This window comes from Clostridium hominis (assembly GCF_014287825.1).
In the GTDB taxonomy this organism is placed as follows: domain Bacteria; phylum Bacillota; class Clostridia; order Clostridiales; family Clostridiaceae; genus Clostridium; species Clostridium hominis.
Window position 1 is genome coordinate 13,947 of sequence record NZ_JACOOO010000043.1, and the last position, 22,834, is coordinate 36,780.

23 protein-coding genes are annotated in these 22,834 nt (G+C 29.3%); 6 read left to right on the forward strand and 17 right to left on the reverse strand.

The window, feature by feature from the left end; all coding sequences use genetic code 11:
- The first annotated feature begins 32 nt into the window (after positions 1–32).
- Together H8S20_RS17970 and H8S20_RS17975 are read left to right on the forward strand one after the other, a co-directional pair.
- On the forward strand, positions 33–578 hold the full coding sequence (locus H8S20_RS17970) for an NADH peroxidase (RefSeq protein WP_032117754.1): 546 nt from the start codon (positions 33–35) through the stop codon (positions 576–578).
- A gap of 17 nt (positions 579–595) precedes the next feature.
- Positions 596–913, forward strand: a complete 318-nt coding sequence (locus tag H8S20_RS17975; RefSeq protein WP_032117753.1) for a DUF1540 domain-containing protein — start codon at positions 596–598, stop codon at positions 911–913.
- Between the two features lie 62 nt (positions 914–975).
- Here H8S20_RS17975 and pulA read toward each other — a convergent pair whose 3' ends face one another.
- The 16 genes from pulA to nagA form a co-directional block, all read right to left on the reverse strand.
- Positions 976–4,167, reverse strand: a complete 3,192-nt coding sequence (pulA, locus tag H8S20_RS17980) for a type I pullulanase (protein WP_366456583.1) — start codon at positions 4,165–4,167, stop codon at positions 976–978.
- 39 nt (positions 4,168–4,206) lie between these two features.
- The gene (gene glgB, locus H8S20_RS17985; RefSeq protein WP_186861008.1) at positions 4,207–6,156 is read right to left on the reverse strand and encodes a 1,4-alpha-glucan branching protein GlgB; all 1,950 of its coding nucleotides are present in this window, start codon (positions 6,154–6,156) and stop codon (positions 4,207–4,209) included.
- A gap of 205 nt (positions 6,157–6,361) precedes the next feature.
- Positions 6,362–6,685 carry a thioredoxin family protein gene (locus H8S20_RS17990; RefSeq protein WP_186860992.1) on the reverse strand — a complete coding sequence of 108 codons (324 nt, stop codon included), beginning with the start codon at positions 6,683–6,685 and terminating at the stop codon, positions 6,362–6,364.
- 192 nt (positions 6,686–6,877) lie between these two features.
- On the reverse strand, positions 6,878–7,861 hold the full coding sequence (locus H8S20_RS17995; protein ID WP_186860993.1) for an alpha/beta fold hydrolase: 984 nt from the start codon (positions 7,859–7,861) through the stop codon (positions 6,878–6,880).
- Positions 7,862–7,987: 126 nt separating this feature from the next.
- A complete protein-coding gene (locus tag H8S20_RS18000) occupies positions 7,988–8,197 on the reverse strand; it encodes a heavy-metal-associated domain-containing protein (protein WP_186860994.1) in 210 nt (69 codons plus the stop codon).
- 28 nt (positions 8,198–8,225) lie between these two features.
- A complete protein-coding gene (locus H8S20_RS18005) occupies positions 8,226–10,652 on the reverse strand; it encodes a heavy metal translocating P-type ATPase (RefSeq protein WP_186860995.1) in 2,427 nt (808 codons plus the stop codon).
- Positions 10,653–10,672: 20 nt separating this feature from the next.
- The gene (locus H8S20_RS18010; protein ID WP_032117747.1) at positions 10,673–10,933 is read right to left on the reverse strand and encodes a metal-sensing transcriptional repressor; all 261 of its coding nucleotides are present in this window, start codon (positions 10,931–10,933) and stop codon (positions 10,673–10,675) included.
- 187 nt (positions 10,934–11,120) lie between these two features.
- Complete coding sequence (locus H8S20_RS18015) at positions 11,121–11,234, reverse strand: MetS family NSS transporter small subunit (RefSeq protein WP_141395437.1); 114 nt, start codon at positions 11,232–11,234, stop codon at positions 11,121–11,123.
- Position 11,235: 1 nt separating this feature from the next.
- Positions 11,236–12,750, reverse strand: coding sequence for a sodium-dependent transporter (locus H8S20_RS18020; protein WP_186860996.1), 1,515 nt, complete (start codon positions 12,748–12,750; stop codon positions 11,236–11,238).
- A 365-nt stretch (positions 12,751–13,115) separates the two neighbouring features.
- Positions 13,116–14,375, reverse strand: coding sequence for a sensor histidine kinase (locus H8S20_RS18025; protein WP_186860997.1), 1,260 nt, complete (start codon positions 14,373–14,375; stop codon positions 13,116–13,118).
- 33 nt (positions 14,376–14,408) lie between these two features.
- On the reverse strand, positions 14,409–14,537 hold the full coding sequence (locus tag H8S20_RS20745) for a hypothetical protein (protein WP_279288191.1): 129 nt from the start codon (positions 14,535–14,537) through the stop codon (positions 14,409–14,411).
- Positions 14,534–15,112 (reverse strand): accessory gene regulator B family protein, encoded by a 579-nt coding sequence (locus tag H8S20_RS18030; RefSeq protein WP_207725357.1) that lies wholly within the window; start codon positions 15,110–15,112, stop codon positions 14,534–14,536. Before H8S20_RS18030 ends, H8S20_RS20745 begins: the two co-directional genes overlap by 4 nt.
- A 248-nt stretch (positions 15,113–15,360) precedes the next feature.
- Positions 15,361–15,726, reverse strand: coding sequence for a hypothetical protein (locus H8S20_RS18035; RefSeq protein WP_032117743.1), 366 nt, complete (start codon positions 15,724–15,726; stop codon positions 15,361–15,363).
- Between the two features lie 157 nt (positions 15,727–15,883).
- Positions 15,884–16,735, reverse strand: a complete 852-nt coding sequence (locus H8S20_RS18040; protein WP_032117742.1) for a class II fructose-bisphosphate aldolase — start codon at positions 16,733–16,735, stop codon at positions 15,884–15,886.
- A 33-nt stretch (positions 16,736–16,768) separates the two neighbouring features.
- Positions 16,769–17,299 carry a hypothetical protein gene (locus H8S20_RS18045; protein WP_186860998.1) on the reverse strand — a complete coding sequence of 177 codons (531 nt, stop codon included), beginning with the start codon at positions 17,297–17,299 and terminating at the stop codon, positions 16,769–16,771.
- Positions 17,296–18,438: an N-acetylglucosamine-6-phosphate deacetylase gene (gene nagA, locus H8S20_RS18050; protein ID WP_186860999.1), complete on the reverse strand. Its 1,143-nt coding sequence runs from the start codon at positions 18,436–18,438 to the stop codon at positions 17,296–17,298. Before nagA ends, H8S20_RS18045 begins: the two co-directional genes overlap by 4 nt.
- Before the next feature lie 191 nt (positions 18,439–18,629).
- Here nagA and H8S20_RS18055 point away from each other — a divergent pair, with 191 nt between their 5' ends.
- The 3 genes from H8S20_RS18055 to yajC are packed head-to-tail and all read left to right on the forward strand — an operon-like array spanning position 18,630 to position 20,557.
- Positions 18,630–19,808 (forward strand): SIS domain-containing protein, encoded by a 1,179-nt coding sequence (locus tag H8S20_RS18055; RefSeq protein WP_186861000.1) that lies wholly within the window; start codon positions 18,630–18,632, stop codon positions 19,806–19,808.
- A gap of 37 nt (positions 19,809–19,845) precedes the next feature.
- Positions 19,846–20,277 carry a PTS galactosamine/N-acetylgalactosamine transporter subunit IIA gene (gene agaF, locus H8S20_RS18060; RefSeq protein WP_186861001.1) on the forward strand — a complete coding sequence of 144 codons (432 nt, stop codon included), beginning with the start codon at positions 19,846–19,848 and terminating at the stop codon, positions 20,275–20,277.
- 1 nt (position 20,278) lies between these two features.
- Positions 20,279–20,557: a preprotein translocase subunit YajC gene (yajC, locus tag H8S20_RS18065; RefSeq protein ID WP_032117738.1), complete on the forward strand. Its 279-nt coding sequence runs from the start codon at positions 20,279–20,281 to the stop codon at positions 20,555–20,557.
- Between the two features lie 184 nt (positions 20,558–20,741).
- Here yajC and H8S20_RS18070 read toward each other — a convergent pair whose 3' ends face one another.
- Positions 20,742–21,911: an AraC family transcriptional regulator gene (locus tag H8S20_RS18070; protein WP_032117737.1), complete on the reverse strand. Its 1,170-nt coding sequence runs from the start codon at positions 21,909–21,911 to the stop codon at positions 20,742–20,744.
- A gap of 425 nt (positions 21,912–22,336) precedes the next feature.
- Here H8S20_RS18070 and agaV point away from each other — a divergent pair, with 425 nt between their 5' ends.
- Complete coding sequence (gene agaV / locus H8S20_RS18075; protein ID WP_032117736.1) at positions 22,337–22,813, forward strand: PTS N-acetylgalactosamine transporter subunit IIB; 477 nt, start codon at positions 22,337–22,339, stop codon at positions 22,811–22,813.
- The last annotated feature ends 21 nt before the right edge of the window (positions 22,814–22,834 follow it).

Consider the following 22,834-nt stretch of genomic DNA (forward strand, 5'->3'; position numbering starts at 1 on the left):
ATTTACAAAATAAATAAAGGGAGGAAATTTTAATGAAAAAATATATTTGTACAGTCTGTGGTTATGTTCATGAAGGTGATGCTCCACCAGAAGTGTGTCCAATATGTAAAGCTCCTGCTAGTAAATTTGAAGAGATGAAGGGAGAACTACAATGGGCAGATGAACATAGAGTTGGTATAGTTGAAGGTATTGATTCTGAAATTATAGAAGGCTTAAGAGCAAACTTTATGGGTGAATGTACAGAAGTTGGTATGTATCTTGCAATGGGAAGAGTTGCTGATAGAGAGGGATATCCAGAAGTTGCTGAAGCTTATAAGAGAATCGCTTATGAAGAAGCTGACCATGCATCAAAATTCGCAGAAATTCTAGGAGAAGTTGTTGTTGCAGATACAAAATCTAATCTTAGTGCAAGAGTAGAAGCTGAATTTGGAGCTTGTGATGGAAAGAAAAAGCTTGCTAGTTTAGCTAAACAAAATAACTTAGATGCTATTCACGATACAGTTCATGAAATGTGTAAAGATGAAGCAAGACATGGAAGAGCATTTAAAGGATTACTTGATAGATATTTTTCTAAATAATAAAAGGAGTGTTTAATATGGCAGAAATAAATTGTTCAGTAAATAATTGTTCACATAACAAATCTGGAGTATGCTATTCAAATAGAGTTAATATTGGTGGTCTAAATTCTTGTTGCTCTGAAGATACATGCTGTGGATCTTTCTTAGACAAGAATCTTTATAGCGATTTAACTAATAATACAAATGCTTCAGGTTCATGTGATGCTTTGATTTGTAAAGTTGAAAATTGTAAATATAATTGTAATAGTTTATGTGATCTTCCTTGTATTAGCGTAGGTGGAGATGACGTAAAAATATATTCAGAAGCACATTGTCAAAGCTTCCAAGAAAAATAAAAAAGTTGCCTGTGACATTTACATTCTGCCACAGGCATATTTCTTTACTAAACTTCTTTTTATTATGAGCTAATACCATGTAAAATCATTATAGAATATGATTTTATAAGAGGAATGTTGGAATTAACTATCTTTTCAATAGTATCTACTCCTGCTAATTTATTATTAGCTATTATACTCCAAATCTTATTTCCACTTAATTTTACCTCATTATTTACGTTATAGTTATCAATACTAGTTCCATTATAAATTATAATAATTTGCTCATTATTATCTTCGCTCGAAATAGTAGAAATTATCACTCCAGATTTATCGTCATTATGAGCAAACTTTATACTTAAATTCTTTTTAATCTCTTCTGGAGATATCATCTTAAATAAATCATATTTTTTTCTTATTTTAATTAATCCTTTATAATATTCAAAAACTTCAATGTATCTTACTTTATCATTCCACTTAATACTATTTATATTATCGTTACTCTTATAACTATTATGATCTCCTTGCTTAGTTCTAAGGAATTCTGCTCCTCCTTGGAAAAATGGTATTCCTTGAGCAGTAAATAATATCGAAGCTCCTAATAAATACTGTCTTACATTATAATTTTCTATTGGATTACTTCCAATATTAAGTCTATATAACCCTTCTTGAATATTATAGTTTTGAGTCTTTTCAATCTGATCCCACAAAGTATAATTATCATGAGCATCCATATAATTTATACTTTCATCTGGATTATAAGTTATTGTATATATTGACCCCTTTAATCCTTCAATAATACTCCATGCCTTTATTCCATTATGCTGATCTCCATTTATAAATCCTCTAGATGGTGAATTATCACCCCTTATAGCATCTCTAAATGTATCATTAAATACTGAGAAGTTTTCTTTCTTTTGAGAACCTTTATAGGTTCCATTCTTAACTGGCGAGTCGCCACCTTTCCAAGGTTCTCCATATATTAAAAAGTTCTTATCTATTCTAGAAGTTCTTCTTACAATCTCCTTAGTAGTTTTTATATCCATTAATTCCATTAAATCAAATCTTAACCCATCAACATGGTAATTCTTTATCCAATGATTGCAAGAGTCTAAAATAAACTTTCTAACCATAGGTCTTTCTGTGCATAACTCATTTCCACATCCAGAACCATTTGAGTATCTTCCTAGATAATCAGTTCTAAAATAGTAACCTGGAATAATCTTATCCATATTTTCAGTACTCATCATATGATTATAAACCATATCTAAAACTACTCTTATTCCATTTTTATGGAGTCCTTGTACCATCTGCCTAAACTCCTTGATCCTACATATTGGATTATAAGGATCTGTGCTATAGCTACCTTCGGGTACATTATAATTCTTCGGATCATATCCCCAGTTTCTATTTTCTTTAACCTCTTTAAATCTTTCATCTACAGATCCAAAATCATAAGTTGGAAGTAAGTGAACATGAGTTATCCCTAATTCCTTTAAATGATCAATTCCTGTACTTACCTTCTTGTCTGTCACTTCATCTTTGTAAAAGGTTCCTTCCTCTACTAACCCTAAGTAGGTCCCCCTTAAATCATCAGCTACCCCTGAAGTCTTATCTATTGTAAAATCCCTTACATGAATTTCATATATTATGGAGTCAGTCTTTTTCTTGATATCAGGGCTCTTATCTTCTCTCCATCCTAAAGGCTTACATTCACTGCTATTAATATCTATTAAAGCACCTTTATCTCCGTTAATACCTACCGCAGAAGCATATGGATCAACAGCGTAATTTATCCTATCTATATTTTCCCCATCATTGTTTATATCTCTAAAATGTAATTTATATAAATAATATTTACCTTCATTACTTTCTCTATCTATAGCAACATAATGGGTTCCAGTCCTTTGATCATACGCCATTTCCGCTATACTGCAATAATTATTATTTAAATCATCATAATTATTGTATAAAGCTACTTCCACTTTATATGCTGTCGGTGCCCAGAGCCTTAATACTATATCTTCAGGTAAGAATGAAACTCCCATTTCTTTTGAATAATAATATTTATCTAAGTAGCTTCTCATAGTAACTTTACAAGGATTATACATATTAGAAGGACTTACAACTACTAAATCATTAGGCTTAATATTCTTAGGTACATTAGTTAAAATAACTTCTCTTCCTCTTATTATAGTTGTTACTTCCTCTATTTTCTCTCCATTTATATAAAGGTGAAAGTCAACACCTAGTAGAGGCTCTCTAGTTAAGTACGCTTTTATCTTTCTATCGTTATCAATAACCGCAAACTTTATTTTAGTTCCACAGGCCATAACAGCCTCCTTTAATGAATTATATGGGCTTGGTATACCGTATAAAATATATAGGTTATTTCCTATGTTACCAGTATTAAAAGTAGCGCTTTGCTCTGCCCACTGGTTTACCCAATTAGTTCCCCATTGCTTCTTCCTAATTATGAAATTATAATAAGGCATATATGCAGAAGCTCCAAAATCAGTCTCTACATTGAAGTCTATTTCCTTCGAACCATATCCATCTTGAAATGCCCAACAATTCCATAAAAAGCTCTCTCCAATATACTTATTATCATCGGTAAGAAAATGTACCAATGTTTGATCAGGTAAACTCTTAGAAACAGTAATTTTTTTTCGGCTTTCATATTTGTTATCATAAGTTTTAGCTATTATAAAGATTTCTGTTCCTTCCTCTACCTCTTCAGAAACATATAAATATGAATCTTCTAAGTTTACACCTTCTATATCTTTTTCTAAATACCACTTGATCTCCGGAAAAAATACTTTATCATAAAGCTCAACAACTCTTCCTACTAATTCTACTGGAGCTTTATATGTTACATATTTATTTGATGATAATATTTCTAAAAAGCTTTCTACTTTATCCCACGTAAACTTAAAGCCATTTTTACCTCCATATGGATTATCAACCCATATTTCATTTCCTTCTCCATCAACTAAAATATACTTATATCTATATTGACCTTCCTCTAAACCATTCTCAAATTTTATATCTTTTATCATTTTTAATGTACTATCTTCAGTATCAAGCTGCCAATTCAACCTAAATTCCTCTGACTTTTCCCAATTATTAAAATCTCCTACAACATAGGCACATATAGCATTATCATACTTAGCTGTAAATCTTATGGTATTTGACATAGGACTTAATTTTATCCCATACCTACCATGCTTATTTCCATCAACCTCAAATTTTTCAACATAATTCAGTATTTCCACTAAAACACCACCCTATTGTAATTCTCATATACACAATTTTTAAAGTTTTGGTCTTAATACTGTTACTGCTAATGGAGGTACATTTATTTTTATTTTTAATGAATCACCATTATCCTCAGTAGTAAATACAGACCTTTCTAAAGTCTGTCCACTTCCTCCAAATTCTATGCTATCACTATTTAATATTTCTACATACTCGCCTTCCTTTGGAACCTTAACCTCAAAGTCATAATATGTTACAGGCGTAAAGTTTAAAACAAATATTAGCATATCATCTTCATTTTTACCTCTTCTTATAAATGATAATGTACTTTTTTCACTATTATCTGCATCTATCCATTCAAAGCCTTCTTCTTTATTATCAAGTTGCCATAATGCTGGATTTTCTTTATAAAATTTATTTAAAACCTTAAAATAATTATGAACTTGTTTATGAACTTCATATTGATCAATTACTTGCCATTGTAACTGCTCATACTCTCTCCACTCTATAAACTGTCCAAATTCACTTCCCATAAATAATAGCTTTTTACCTGGATGAGCTATCATAAATGCTGCATATAATCTAAGACCAGCATATTTGCACCAGTTATCTCCAAACATCTTATTTACTAATGATTTCTTTCCATGTACTACTTCATCATGAGAGATTGGTAATATAAAATTTTCTGAGTACTGATACATCATAGAGAAGTTCATCTTATTATGATGATATTTTCTATATATAGAATCCATCTCTATATAGCTTAAGGTATCATTCATCCATCCCATATTCCACTTAAAGTCAAACCCAATTCCGCCTTCATTTACGGGATGTGTTATCTTTGGCCATGTAGATGATTCTTCTGCCACAGTTACTACTCCTGGAAAATTTGTATGAACAACTTCATTAAATTCCTTTAAAAAGTTAATAGCTTCTAAGTTTCCATTATCACCATAAATATTGGGACTCCATTGCCCTTCACTACGTCCATAATTAAGATATAACATATTTGACACTGCATCCACTCTCAATCCATCAACGTGAAATTCTCTTATCCAATACATAGCATTAGATATTAAGAAACTCTTTACTTCATATCTACCAAGATCAAAATTCCAAGCTCCCCATCCTTCATTGTTGGCCTTCCAATAATCTTGATACTCATAAGTTGCAGTTCCATCGAAATAACTTAAACCATGTTCATCCTTACAATAATGTCCAGGAACCCAATCTAAAATTACACCAATATCGTTCTTATGTAATTTATTTACTAATTCCTTAAGTTCTATTGAATCTCCATGTCTTGATGTTGGAGAATAATATCCAGTAGCTTGATATCCCCAAGACTTATCTAGTGGATGCTCATGAAGAGGCATAATTTCAACATGGGTATATCCCATCTCCATTACATACTCTGGTAATACTTCACTTATTTCTTTATATGTCATGAATTCTCCATTTTTCCTTCTCCATGACCCTAAATGTAATTCGTAAATATTCATAGGACTGCTTTGAATATCGCATTTTTCTCTTTTATTTAACCATCTTTTGTCTGCCCATCTAAATTTACTTTGCTTAACTAAAACAGATGCTGTATCTGGTCGTAACTCTGACTTAAAAGCATATGGATCTGATTTTAAAACAGTATTACTGCCATCTAGACTTGTAACTGCAAACTTGTATCTTTCTCCATCCTTTAATCCTGGTATAAAGGTTGTCCACAGTCCAAGCTCATTATATTTATTCAGATCATTTTCTTTTCTAATCTCCCATTCAGAAAAATCACCAACTACAGTTATTTTGCTTGCCCTAGGCGCCCATGTAGTAAATCTAACTCCATTTTTTTCTTTATGTTTTATAAAATGTGCTCCCATGAATTCATAGCAACTAATATGTGTTCCCTCATGAAATAATTGCTCATCTAATTCAATGATTTCTTTTTCATCTTTTATATTATCTTTTTTGGAACCGTTGCCAAAAATCTCTTCATTTTTACAATTAACCATATCTTTAGACATTATTTCTTCGCTAATAATAGCCTTGCTAGTTCTTTTAGCATTTTTCTTAGTTGTACTGACCATAATTTCCTCTCTCCCTATGTAACCCTTATTTATTATCTTTGTGTAAAATTACCTATATAACAATTGTATCATTTTTTAAATAAATAATCTATTTAAGTAAATATTATAAATTTATTCCAATTACTTAAATTTAAAATATCATATTATAATATCTTTCAATATCCCCTTTAAGCTCTAACAAATTAACATTTCGTCCTAATCTTAAAAATTCTTTACCTTCTATAAAAAGTAACATTATTGGCAATGAAAAAACACCGTACTCGGCTGCCAAATCAATGTATTTTTCCCCATTAACTTCTCTGCAAACTACTTTAGGATATTCATTTAATATATTTTCAATTTTTCCTTTTATAGCTTCACATGCTCCACATGCACTCCCAGTAAAATATATAATACTCATTTTATTATCTCTAATTAAATTAGCCACATCATTTCTATCTTCTATATCTATCAATTTTTCTCCACCTCTTTATTGTATATTAAATTTATTATCTTTATTTTAACTATCAATTTGTCTTTTATACTATAATAGTTTTATTATCAAAAATGACAAATGGAAAATTAATTAGTCTCTAATTTACCACTTGCCATTATCTAATTTTTATTTTTTAAGCTTTTAATATTTTTCATCTTTACTGGGATTTGCTTAACTTAAAGGTAGTTCATAAAATTTGAATACTCTATCTAAATATGAATGTAATATAGAATCCCTTTCAAGATATAATTCATGTTTACCTTCATCAATAAGTACAATAGTACAGTTTTTAGCTAAATCTCTAAATTTATTATGAGCTTCATTTACTACAAAAGTATCGTTTCCAGCTTGAAAAAGTAATATTGGAATATCTATTTTCTTGATATTTTCTTCTTTTAATAACTTTCTTGTAGCCTTTATTCCTTCATTTATCCATCTAAAAGATCCTCCACCTCTTTGACACTCTTCATTTTCTTTTAGATAAGATAAATGATTGGTATATCTATATGTATCTGAGGTTCCTGAACCATCTAAATCATAAGTCCCCTCAAAACCTTTTTGTCCTAATATATATTCATCACCTTTTCCTATAGCAATATAAAATTTAGATAATACTTCTGCTACAAAGTTAGAATATTTTCCTGTATTTATTTGCATCATAGGGGCATTCAGTACAGCTTTTTTAAAATATCCAGGATAAGCTTCTAAAAACAACGTCCCTATAGCGCCTCCCATTGAATGTGCATAAAGATATAATATTTTTCCATCCTCTTTAACAATTTGGTCTAAAAAAAGTTTAAAATCTTCAACATAATAATCGAATTTTTCTATATCAACTTGACTTTTATACTTTCTACCTAAGTGTCCAGACCTTCCATGTCCACGATGCTCCATTCCAAATACTGAATACCCTTCTTCTATAAAATAATAAATTATTTCTTTATATTTTTCTAAACATTCACAAAATCCGTGATTTATTACTATTCTTCCTTTTTCACCTTCTACCATATATGCTTCATAATATATATCTAGATTATTTTTTCCCTTAAAATAACCAGTTTCTCTTATCCTATTTAATCTTTCATCTACTCTTTTTATAGTTTCTAAACTTTTCCCAAACTCAAAAAAGTACCCTCTCTCTAAATGATTAATCATTTTCCCCCCATATTAATATAAAAAATTTTATATTTTTTACAAATTAGTAACTATATTATTATAAACAAAAAAAGAGAGTTATTGCAAAGCTATTAACTCTCTTTTTCACCTTATTTTTTACTAATATTATAAATTATCTATTGATATTACATCATATCCTGCATCATCTATTTTTTCTCTAATTTCTTCATCATTAGAAGTTGTATCTACATTAGCATATTTTCCTTCTAAATTCACCTCTATTGATTTTGCATCTTTTAGCTCTTCTAAGGCTTCCTTTACATGTGCAACACACTTATTACAACTCATTCCTTCAATTGATATTTTCTTTAACATAAACTCTTCCTCCTAATAATTTATTATATTAAGCTTTAAATCTTTTTAGTCTTAAAGCATTTGCAAGCACTGATACCGAACTTAAACTCATAGCAGCAGCTGCTATCATTGGATTTAATAATGGTCCTCCAAAGATATGAAGCACTCCCATAGCTACTGGAATTCCTAAAACATTATATCCAAAAGCCCAGAATAAATTTTGTTTTATATTTCTTATAGTAGCTTTACTTAACTTAATAGCTGTGGAAACATCTCTTAAGTCACCTTTCATTAAAACTATATCTGCTGACTCTATAGCAACATCTGTTCCAGTCCCAATCGCTATACCTATATCAGCTTGGGCTAGTGCCGGAGCATCATTTATTCCGTCTCCAACCATTGCAACTTTTTTATTCTCTCCTTGAAGCTTCTTTACTTCATTAGCCTTATCTTCTGGTAAAACTTCTGATAACACTATATCAATTCCAACTTGTTTTGCTATAGCTTCTGCAGTTTTTTTATTGTCTCCAGTAATCATAGCAACTTTTATTCCCATATTATGAAGGTTTTCTATAGCTTCTTTACTACTTGCTTTTACTGTATCTGCAACAGCTACAATTCCTTCTAGTTTATTATCTATAGCTATATACATAGGTGTTTTACCTTCATTAGCTAATCTATCTGATTCTTTACCTAAACTTCCAACTTCTATATAGTTTTCCTTCATTAATTTTAAATTACCAAGTAATATAGTTTTATTTTCTATATTAACTTTTATTCCATGTCCAGGAATAGCATCAAAGTTTTCGATTCCTTTAAATTCTAAACCTCTTTCTTCGGCTTCTCTTACGATAGCCTCCCCAAGAGGATGTTCAGATCCCTTTTCTGCACTTGCAGCAATAATTAAAATTTCATCTTTACTATAATCTGTTGTTATTATATCTGTCACCTTAGGTTTTCCTTCTGTTATAGTACCTGTTTTATCAAATACTATAGTGTCTACCTTATGAGTTATTTCTAAAGCTTCTCCGCCTTTAATAAGAACTCCATTTTCAGCCCCTTTTCCTGTCCCAACCATAATTGCTGTTGGTGTCGCAAGACCTAACGCACAAGGGCAAGCTATTACAAGAACTGATATAAATATAGTTAAAGCAAATACTGGTGTCTCACCTGCTATAAGCCATGCTATTGCTGCAAATATCGCAAGTCCTATCACTATAGGGACAAAATATGATGATATTATATCAGCCATTTTAGCTATTGGAGCTTTAGACCCTTGAGCATCTTCTACAAGTTTTATAATCTGTGCTAAGGCTGTATCTTTACCAACTTTAGTAGCTTTATATTTAATAAATCCTGTTTTATTAATACTTGCTCCTACTACCTTACTTCCAACAGTCTTTTCTACTGGTATACTTTCACCAGTAAGCATGGATTCATCTACTGCTGTAGAACCTTCTACTACTTCCCCATCTACAGGTAGCTTCTCTCCTGGCTTAACTAATACTATATCACCAACAATAACTTCATCTATCGGTATAATTAACTCTTTATTATCTCTAATTATAGTTGCAGTCTTTGGTACTAATCCCATAAGCTTTTTAATAGCCTCTGATGTTTTACCTTTTGAAACCGCTTCTAAATACTTACCTAAAGTTATTAATGTAAGAATAGTAACAGCCGCCTCATAATATAAATGCATCGCATATGAGCTATCACCATTATAAATTTTGTAAGTACCAAACAAACTATATATAAAAGCAGCTATAGTACCTACTGTAATTAAAGAATCCATATTCGGTGATAATTTAATTAAATTCTTTGTCCCAACATAATAAAATCTATATCCTATTATCATAACCGGAATCGTTAAAACAAGCTGAACTAATGCAAAATTCATAGGATTCATCATAGGATCAATAATATGTGGTAATGGCATCCCTACCATATGTCCCATAGTTATTATAAGTAATGGTAAAGTAAATATAATAGATGCTATAAATCTTATAAAAAGTTTTTCTTTATCTGATTTCTTTTTCTTTTCAACTTTTACTTCTTCTTCTCTTATAAGCTTATAACCAGCCTTTTCAACTGTTCTCTTTATATCTCCATAAGTAACTAAATCTTCATCAATAGTTATAGTTAATTTTTCAGTTGTTAAATTCACTACTGAATCAATTACTCCATCTATCTTTTTAGTAACTCTTTCTACTCTATTAGAACAAGCTGAACATGTCATTCCCTCTACTTTATAAGTATGCACTTTAGTATTCTTAACTACTGTATATCCTAAGTCATTAACTTTTTTCTCTATATCTTGTTCATTCAATTTATTTTCATCAAAGTTAACTGTTAAAGTTTCTGTTGTTAGGTTAACATTGGCATCTACAATACCATCCATTTTCTTAACTCCTCTTTCTACTCTATTAGAGCAGGCAGAGCAAGTCATTCCACCTATCTTATATTTTTTATTCATCTTTTTATCACCTCTAATTTCTACTTTGATATCTTTTCAAATATCTTCATAATTTCATCTATCTTTTCTTCACCTTTATTTTCTAATATAGCATCAGAAACGCAATGATTTATATGTCTTCTTAGTATTTGCATATTTGATTTCTTTAATAATGATTGTACTGCTATTATTTGATTTGATATATCAACACAATATCTCTCATCTTCAATCATTTTTATTATTCCTTCGATTTGTCCTTTAGCTACTTTTAAATTTTGAATAGCTTTTTTTCTTTCTTGCATATTACCCTCCTAACACCCCTCCCCAGGTGGGGGGTCTGTTTGATTTTATTATACTCTATTTCTTCTCTCTGTCAATACTATTTTCTCTAAGTTCTCAATTTAAATTCAAACAACAATAAAAAACAAAAGACCAGATTTACACAACACTATGCATAAATCTGATCTTAATTTAAATACTGTTTATTATTTATTGTAACTTAGCTTTTTTTTCATTTTTTATAGTTATAGTTAATGTAACAATTAGCCCGCCCCAAAGCACTACTGCACCTAACCCAAAAAATATCATCGATGTTCCAGTCATATTAAATAACAACCTCCCCGTCTTCCTCATTTTTATCTGAACTTTTATTTTCCCATGGTTTTCTGCTTATTAAAAGCGCTACTATTACTCCAAATCCGATAATTGCCCATCCATAAACAAGCGTTGCTGCTAATGGATACCCTCCATAAGGACTCTTTAATTCAGAAATCAAACTTTGAACTAGCATTATTATTAGCATTGTTGGGGTAACAAATTTAACAATAAAATCCCACCACTTACCAATTCTAAAATAAGATATTTTATTTACATGATTTCTTATAATATCTGGTTTCACTATCCATCCTATTAAAATCGCTTCAAGTAATCCTACTCCTACTATTGCATAGCAGTTTACAAAGTTATCAATTATATCTAATAAGTATAATCCAGCACCTGTTGCAAACACAGAACTTATAGTTGCACCAACTATACAAAGTCCTGAAACAACTTTTTTACGTTCCCATCCTGTCTTATCTATTATAGAAGCAGTTATCGCCTCAACTAATGAAACTAATGATGTTAATCCAGCAAATACTAATGAAATAAAGAATAAAGCTCCTAAAATAGACCCCCATGCACCCATTGCTGAAAATACTTCTGGGAATACTACAAAGGCAAGTCCAACTCCGCTTGAAACTACCTCATCAACTCCAACCCCTTGACTAGTAGCCATGAATCCAAGAATTGCAAACACCCCTATTGCACATAAAAACTCAAATCCACAGTTTGCAAAAGCAGTCATAAATGCACTATTATTTATATCGGTTTTTCTTGGCAAATAGCTAGAATATGTCATCATTATTCCCATTGCTAAACTTAATGAATAAAATACTTGTCCGTATGCTGAAATCCAAACCTTTGGATCAGTTAATCTACTCCAGTCTGGTGTAAATAATTTATTTAATCCTAAAGTAGCCCCCTCTAACGTTACTCCTCTTATAGCAATAATAACTATAATTCCTATTAATGTTGGTAATAGAATTTTATTTAACTTTTCTATACCACCTTTTACACCTTTATAACATATAAACCATCCAATTCCCCAAATTAATAATATTCCTAGTAATACTGGCCAAATAAAATTTCCAAATTCAAATGGTGAACTAGTAAGCTGTAAAAAATCATTATGGAAGAATGCATCTGTATTGCTTCCCCACCCTTTATTAAAACTTAATGTAAAATATTTCATTGCCCAGCTTAATATCATTGAATAATAACTTAAAATAAAAAATGCTGTCACTACTGGCCACCATCCAAGCCATTCCCACTTTTTATTTGCTCTAGCAATTGAAAGAGGTGTTGACCCTCTAAATTTATGTCCCATTCCATATTCAAGAATTAATATAGGAATACCTGCTGTAAATATAGCAACAAAGTATGGAACTAAAAAAGCTCCTCCCCCATTTTCATAAACTACATAAGGAAATCTCCATATATTCCCTAACCCAACTGCCGATCCTACTGCAGCTAAAATAAATCCTAATTTCGATCCCCATTGTTCTCTTCCGTTATCCATCTTTATCCACCCCTATTTATCAATTGTTTTTTTATTCCTTAATAACTTAATTATATGTTATATTACTTTATTACTTTTTTCAACCCTTTTATAATAAATTATTATGTATAACTCTTATTTTTTATCATTTTATCAATTTTATAGTGTCCTTATAACACTTTTGTTAATTTATCACTTAAAATAACACTTTAAATTAATGAGTTATTAATAAAATTATATTTTTTCTATTTCGAAAGTAATTTATATCTTTTTCTTAATTAAATTAAGTTATAAATAAAAACAATGAATTAGTAGGATGAATATTCATCCTACTAATTCATTGTTTTTATTTACTAATATTAATATTTTTTAATTCACATAAGACTTTACATTCTTATAGGCATAATTATTTTAAACTCTGTTTTCTTATTGTTACTAAATAATTCTATTTTTCCAGCTTCCTTCTCTACAATATCTTTAACTATACTCAAGCCATACCCATGATTTCCTTTATCATCTTTTTTAGTTGAAAAGCCTTCTTCAAAGATTTTTGTAATAATACCTTTATCAATTTCTGGTCCATTATTCTCAATTTTCATTATAATTTTATTAAATTCATATAAGGTTCTTATAGTTATTATACCTCTTCCATCCATAGCTGTAACTGAATTTGTAATAATATTTGAGATTACTCGTTGTAATTCAACTTCTTCCAATGGAAATTCTTCTATTTTTGCCTGTTCATCTATTACAATATTAATATCCTTAGTTGAAATACTATTTACAATAGTAGCAATAATAGAATCACTTCTATTACTTACCCGAACTTGATCTGTAATACTATTATGACCATCAATTATATCTTTTAAAAGTTCACCTAATCTATCGTGTCTTTTCATTAAATGTAATGCATATAAATATGATATTTGTGAACCATAATCATGTTTAATTTTTTTTAACTCAAGTACCTTTTCTTCTAAGGCTATATTCAAGTCATGTATTTCTTTAGCTTTCTTTTCACTATTAGCAAAATGTATAGTTATGGCTACTAAGAACGCTGATAGTGCGAAAAAAATTATATTTAAAAATATAGGATTATTTTCGCCTTGAATTATTATACTAAAAGATCCAATAAAATCTAATATTAAGCTTAAAATTAAAAATGATATTGTTGAAAGATTCCTAGATCTAATTACCTTGTATATCTTATTTATAGAATCTAAATTCCTTAGAATAATAAATGCCATTATAAATTGTGGTGCATATATAAGGAGTATTTGCAAAATTTGAACGTATTCCTCTTTATTTATTAACATGTTCAAAGTCATAAAAACATTGCTAAATATTAACGAATTAAAAGCAATTGCAAAATAAATTATAGTATGCCCTACTGTTATTCCTAGTATATCTTTCCTAAATAAACAATAAGGTATTATAAGTGAAATACAATGTGTGATTAATATATTCAAACTTGAATTTCCAATAAATTTATATGAAATTACAAAACCTAAACATGTAACAATTGTATATAAAATTAACTCTTTATTATCTTTTTTATACTCATCTTCTAAACAATAATTAATAGTCGCTATTATCATTATAGACTGAACCAAACTATTAATTATATCAACTATATTAATAATCAAATCATAACTCCTTATTTAAACCATTTCTAACTTTTATCTGCCTTTTTTCATAGATTCTGGCATTTCTTCTACTCCAACACTAAATAATGACGCTGTTCCTGATGTTTTAACCATAGTAGTTAATAGTAATAATAAACACCCAATATATTTTTTACCTCTCATTTCTTCACCCCCTTATAAGTTTTATATTCATTTTTATTAAACATAAGCATAGCTTGTACACATACAGTCCAAATTATTACTTGTGACAATACTGTCGAATTAAAAAATATTAATGATCCTATAGCCAGAACACTTATATTTATTATTCCTATTATTCTATTTCTTTTAATAAGACTATTTTTCGTTATTGGCATCTTATCATTTACTATTGGCGCTCTGTTATATACTACAAACACACTTAAAAAGTTTAATTCAACAGCACTTATATAACTAATATTACTTGTTATTGCAAGTTGAATTATAATTACAACTAATATTAATGTAGCAATAAAACATTTCATCTGGCTATCTTCGTGATATCCTCCAATAAATGGCTTAGTAATACACATAACAAATAATATGGTTAAACTTTCTTTTAAATAACCAAACAAATAAAATATAAATATAATAGCTATAATCTTAATTAATTCATAACTAATTACTTTTAATGTGTATTCGATTTCTTCCATCTGCTCATCAGTAAAATTATTATATATAGCAATATTTCTTACGAACTTTTCTATAATATTCCTCATTATTTCTCCATTTTGTACAAAAATAACTTATTATTCGAGATAATATTATCATTTTTCCGTTTAACTTGCTACATTTTTTTGTATAATAATTAATATTTCAGCACTTTTGCACCACATTATAGTACAACTGTGTTTTTTATTATCTTTCAGAATTTAAATTATTATAAAAAACTTATATTTATATAACATTTTTTAATTCATTTATCTTTCTTTAACAAATAAAAACGTACTATAAATAGTACGTTCTATTACTTTTCAATCTTGTTGAAAATCTCCTGTGTATTATTCAATAAAAACATTGCTACTTTATCAATATTTGATTCTGTTACATACTTTTCATAAATATCATACATTAATTCTGAATTACTTTTGTCTGGTTGATACTTAAGCAATACATTTCCTATAATAGTTCCTTCAATATTAAAGTCCTTATATATTTTGTACTTTCTATCTGTTGGCATAGCAGTTATTCTTAAAACCTCATTTCCTGGATAAAAGAATATCTTTACCTTTTCAAAAACAATAACCCCATATCCATTATCAAAATTTATATTATTATACCCTTTTTTATCTAAATAACCTTTTGTAATATTAACTATGTTTGTTCTTCCCATATTAACCCTCCAAATTCTTAATGCCTACTCATTCGTACTTTATAACTATTACATATAAATTATATCATATTCTTCAAAAAAAGAGGAATCTTTAACGATTCCTCTTTTCTAATTATCCTATAACTCTTAATTTTCGGTAAAACTTGTTGGATTGCTATTATGCTTTGTTTTGACAACCACAAATTTGTATTTTTTCCATTACAAACTTTTTAACTTCATCTATTCCAGCTTTATTATATTTCTTAGGATCTATTGTATCTGGATTTTCTTTTAAGTAAGTATTTACTCCATGTGTGTATGCAATTCTTAATTCTGTTGCATAATTCACTTTACAGATTCCTCTTTTAATTGCTTCTTGTACTTTCCAATCTGGTATACCTGATCCACCATGTAATACAAGTGGTACTGATACAACTTTTCTTATTTCTGATAATCTTTCTAAATCTAGTTTTGGCTCACCTTTATACATTCCATGTGCAGTTCCTATCGCTATAGCTAATGAATCGACACCTGTTCTTTCAACAAACTCTTTAGCTTCTAGTGGATCTGTATATAAATCTCCATCTCCTCCATCTAAATCGTCTTCTTTTCCTCCAACTTTTCCAAGTTCAGCTTCTACTGCAACTCCTGAAGGTTTACACATATCTACAACTGCCTTTGATATTTCTATGTTACTTTCAAAATCATTATGAGATCCATCTATCATTATTGAAGTATAACCAGCTCTAAGTGCTTGAGCAGCTAACTCAAAGCTTGACCCATGATCCAAATGCATAACTACAGGAACCTTTGCATTACTAGCAGCAACCTTTGCATTTGCTAAAAAGTAATCAAGCCCTGCATATTTTACTGTAGATGGAGTAGTTTGCATTATAACTGGAGCATTCATCTCCTCAGCAGCACTAATAACCGCCATAACCATCTCCATATTTTCAACGTTAAATGCACCTATAGCATAATTCCCCTCTTGGGCTTGTTTTAAAATTTGCTTTGTTGTAATTAATTCCATAATACTTCTCCTTTGCTATTTGCTTTATATAAACTAAATTTTTGCTTTTTTCATTTTACTAGCAGCTATTATATTAAGTGCTCCTGAATAGATACTATATATTGCTACTATCCCACTTAAAATCATGAACATTATATTAAAGTTTTGTTGTATTGCATTTATTACGATTAATGCGCTTAATAAAATATATGCACATGCTTTCATTACTATTTTTTCTTTTTCTTTGCTTCTAACCATAAGCTCTAATTTAGAAACCTTCTTATCTCTTTTAAAATTCTTTATTACCTTTAATTTCTTTAAATATATTCCTCTGAAATATACTTCTACTAAAGCAATTACTCCAATACCTACTATAAAAGTATTTTGTAGGGATTTAAAATAATCTCCAAACAAGATAAATACAATAACAATAATAGAATACCTATAATAAAGTAATCTAAATTTTTGCTCTACTTCCTTAGATACAATATATCCATTTTTATCAAAAACGTTGTAATACACTGTATTCCCATATATATCTAAATAAAGATTATTTCCTGCTAAATTTGTAACGTGCTTCTTCATTGCAACATCGCCTTTCCTAAACAATATGTTTGATGAACAGAATAATCATGATTAAGCACTACTAAATCACTATCATACCCAACCCCTATTCTTCCTTTACGCTTATCTATACTCAAGCATCTTGCCGGATTTATTGTGCATGCATTAATAGCATAATTAAACGGTACCATAGCTTCTTCTACTAATATTCTAAGACCTTCATTCATTCTTAATGTAGATCCTGCTAGTCCTTTAGTCTCAACTAGATGAGCACTACCATCTTCATATATTTCTATCTCATTACCACCAAAAGTAAATCTAGTTCCTGGCTCATATCCCTTTGCCATTAAAGCATCCGTAACCATGATTCCATAGTCAGGTCCCTTAGCATTAAAGAAATTATATAAAGCTGGTAAAGTTGAATGATTACCATCGCAAATAACTTCACCATACATTCCTCTAACTCTATATGCTGCTCCAACTAGTCCATTTTTTCTATGATTAAATGGAGTCATTCCATTATATACATGTGTTTGTGATCTAGCCCCATGCGCAAATGCAAGTATAGCTTCTTCATAAGTTGCAGCTGAATGTCCTATGCTTGCAACTATTCCATTAGTAAATAAATACTCTGTAAGCTCATGATCTTCATCTGCTTCAGTTGCTAAGGTAACATACTTTATCAATCCTTTAGCAGCTCTTTGATAAGCCTGAAACTCTCTTACTGTAGGTTTTGTAATATATTGCTTTGGTTGAGCTCCTTTATATTCCATATCGAGATATGGTCCCTCAAAATGTATTCCTAATATTTCTGCCCCGTCATAGCCTTCTTCCACAACTTTTGCTACATTCGCTACAGCATTTGTAAGAACTTCTTTACTTTGAGTTATAGTAGTTGGTAAGATTGCTGTAACTCCTTCATTAACTATACTCTTTGTCCAATTTCTAAGTCCTTGTTCGTTAGCATCATTTGTATCAAAACCATATGCTCCATGACAATGAATATCTATAAAACCTGGAACTATTCTTCTATCACCATAATCTAAAGCATCACTTTTTTCATTATAGCTATAGATATTTGTTATTTTATTATCATCAATCTCAATTTGAGCTGGAATAAATTGATCTGCAATCCAAACCTTCTTGCTTTGTAATAACATATTCTCCCTCCTTGTATAACCTTATCTTTATTATACATAAGTTTATTTTTCTAATATTTGCACTTTTTAACATACATATTATATCTTTTAGTACTTCCATTGTATTTAAATAGCTCATCATTATAATTAGAATTAATAAAGCTCAGCTTAAAGTTCATAAAGTTACAAAATACAATGGAGGGGATATTTTTATGAATATATTTAATATTGATGAAAACCAAATGAAGAAAACGCTTTCTTCATTCACTTTAAAAGAAATTTATCAACAACCTAAGACATGGTTAAAAACATTAAATCAAATTAAGGAAAGTAGACAAGCTATACAGTCTTTCATAGATAAAGTTATTAAATGCGATGACTTCGATGTTATATTAACTGGAGCCGGTACTAGTGAGTTCGTAGGTAATGCATTATATTCTTACTTAAATAAGAAATTAAACTACAAAGTAAAGTCTTATGGAACAACAGATATAGTTGCAACACCTGAAAACTATTTATCAAGAACTAAACCTACATTATTAATAAGCTTTGGTCGTTCAGGTAACTCTCCTGAATCAATAGGCGCTGTAGATGCTGCTTCCGCTGTTTGTAGTAATTTATATAACTTATTTATTACTTGCAATAAAAATGGTGCACTTTCTAAAATGGCAGGAGAACTTGATAATTGTTATGCAATAAATCTTACTGAGGAAACTCATGATCAATCATTTGCTATGACATCAAGTTTTAGTAATATGTATTTAGCTGCATATCTTTGCTTTAACTTAGATAACTTAGATGAAAAATCATTAGTGTTAAACCAAGTTGCATCATCAACTCAAAACTTCTTAGATAATAACTTTGAAGTTGCATACAAAATAGTTAGTGAATATAACTTTGAAAGAATAGTTTATTTAGGTAGTAACACATTAAAAGGTATATCACAAGAATCTTCTTTAAAAATGCTTGAATTAACAGCTGGAAAAACTGTTGCAGTATTTGATACTCCACTTGGATTTAGGCATGGTCCAAAATCAATTATAAATGATTCAACATTAACAGTTGTTTATGTAAGTAATGATGAGTATACCTATAAATATGATTTAGATTTAATTAAAGAAATAAGCTCTCAAAGAAAAAATAATAAGTTAGTCGTTGTATCAGACAAACATTCTGAAGAAATAGCTGCTTTAGCTGATTACACATTATCTTATGATATAAATGAAAATGTAAATAATGCTGAATTAGGCTTAGCATACATCACGTTTGCTCAAACTTTAGCAGTATTAAAATCTTTATCACTGAATTTAACACCAGACAACCCTTGTCCATCAGGAGAGGTAAATCGTGTTGTTAAGGGTGTTACACTATATCCATATACATGCAAATAGAAATAACTTATAACGTATTGAGAGAGGATGAATAAATATGATAGGATTAATAATTAGTGGTCATGGTAATTTTGCAACGGGTTTACATTCTTCTTTAAAACTTATATCAGGAGAAGCTATTAACGTTGAATACGTTGATTTCGAAGAAACAGACTCAACAGAAACTCTTAAAGAGAAATACTATACTTCTTTAAAAACTTTAGATAATTGTGATAGCATTTTAGCTCTTACTGATTTAGCTGGCGGATCGCCTTTTAAAACTTTAGTTGAAGTAAAAACAGAAATTGAAAAACCAATGGAAGTAATAGGTGGTACAAACCTACCTATGGCTCTTGAAATATCTATGACTAAAGATATTTTAGATGACTTATCTTCTTTGGTAGAAAGTGCATTAGAAGTTGGTAAGAGTGGTGTTGTAAAATTTGAATTCATTATTCATGAAGATGTTGAGTTAGAGGATGGTATCTAATATGATAAATTGGGAAGTTGTTATATGGACATGTATTACTGTAGCAGTATTAGTAGGAATAGCAGCTATGATATTATTATTTATATCAGCAAAAAACCTTAAAAAAAGAACATCTGAAATTAAAGATTTTCACATAGAACTAAAACCAGGAACTAAAGTAATGTTTTGTGGTGGAGTTTACGGTAAGATAGTTAAGGTTGGTAACGAAACTGTAGATGTTGAAGTAGCTAAAAACGTAGTACTTACTGTATCTAGATATTCTGTTCAAAGCGTTGCTTAAAAAATAAAGTGCGTAACAATTTATTTAATTTAAAATTATAAATGTATAATGCTAAATTAAGGTTGAAACTGCTTAGGCAGTTTCTATTTTTTTAATTCCTACGGAGGAATTTTTTCCTTTAATTTTTTATTTATCATTTAGAATTCTTAATTGAATTGTTACGCAATTCTATTCAATTTACTTATTAAGATTTAAATACTGTTTGAGCATACTCACTAGGACTTATTTCGAAATGATGCGTAAAGGATCTTGAAAAATAATGAATCGAACTAAACCCTAGCATAAATGCTATTTCACTAATGGTATATTTGTTTTCCTTTATTAAAAGCTTACTTTTTGCTAGCTTTAAGTCATTAATATATTTTTTAGGTGTTGTATTTAAATTATTTTTAAATAATGTCTGTAAAGAAGATCTTGATACTGAAAACTTACTACAAAGCTCTTCGATTGTAATTGGCTCACAAACCATTTTATCAATATATGCTAGTATCCCTTCTAACAATTCATCTTGAAAATATTGCTGTGTTTCAGTTGGAAGTTTATCTGTCTCTTCTCCTAAGTAATCATCTTGGAACAACCTAATAATTATTTCGTGAAAATTACTTAGTATTAAATTTTCTGAATAAGGCAAAGTAGACGATATATTTTTAGCAAAAGTTCGTATAGCTCTATATAATTCTTTTCTACAATGAAATACTTTATTACAAATTAAACTATCATCTTTACATTCCATATCAAACATAACAGTTAAATATGAACATGAGGAATCACTATTAACTGCTTGAGTATGAAGTTGATTTTTACCATAAATAATCAAATCATAAGAATTTAATGTATAGTTAACATTATCAATTGATGTTTCTAATGTTCCGTTATCTACAAAAGTTAATTCATATATATTATGTCTTTCACCTTTGAACTTATAGTTAGGACTTTTTATTGTATAATAATAAGCCATTATTTCTGGTATATTTATTGTTGGTAAAATTCTACTATACTCGTATGGCGGATTTAAAAACTCAATTTTCAAATTATAATTAACAGGAATTATCAAATTGAACCTCACCTGATCCATCATAGGAATTATATTAAAATACATATTAGCCTTAATTTCTAAGTTCCTATGTATTCCAAACAACTTAAACTCACCATCACTTGAATCACCAATTAATATATAAGCCATCCCTTCTTTGACTTCTACATATACTGGCTCTGAAAAATGATACAAACTAGAAATTACTCTATCACTAGTTACAACTTCCTTTTGTATCAATTCATCACTATGCATCTCCTTAGGTTCATCATAAATAGAACCATATTTTTTAAACTGAGCGCTAGATGTTTTATCATACATAGTAAATCCCCTCTCTCATTGTAATATTTATCGTTTTATAACTTAACTCAAAAAAAGATTGACTTAAGTTAATATATTCAAAAATACAAATCATTATGATATACATAATATTTTTATAAAAACCTTACGATAAATATACAAATACCCTTATTAAATTTTTAATTTTCCCTATACATATATTGTAATATATTTATAATTTTTGTCAAATATTTACCCTTAAAAACTAAGCTCTCTTCTAGCTTTACACTACATTTTCCTTATTATATTAAGTAAAATTTATTTTAATTTTTTCACCTTTTGTAAACGTTGTTAAAAAACATAAAATAAATACTAAAAAATCTAAAGATTCCATCTTTTGTTAGTTTTATAATAAATATAAAGAGTTAATAACTTTTTACAAATTTGTTAATAAAGGAGGTGAAAATATGCCAAATATCGTTTTAACAAGAATAGATAACAGATTAATACATGGACAAGTTGCAACTCAATGGTGTGGTTCTATCGGAGCAAACTTAATTCTAGTTGCAAACGATGTTGTTGCTGGGGACAAGCTTAGACAAGGTTTAATGGATATGGCTGCTCCATCTTATGCTTCAACTCGTTATTGGACTCTTGAAAAAACTATAAGCACAATTCACAAAGCAAGTGCAAAACAACTTATCTTTATAGTTTGTGAGACTCCTTCTGATGTTTTAAAACTTGTTGAAGGCGGAGTTCCAATAAAGAAAGTTAATATTGGAAATATGCACATGGCTCAAGGTAAGAGACAAGTTGCTGGTTCTGTCGCAGTAGATGATAAGGACGTAGAAGCATTTAGAAAATTAAGAGATTTAGGGGTAGAACTTGAAATTAGAAGAGTTCCTACTGAAAGTGCAGAAAGCCTTGATAAACTATTCAAATAATACCTTTTTAAGGTCATTATA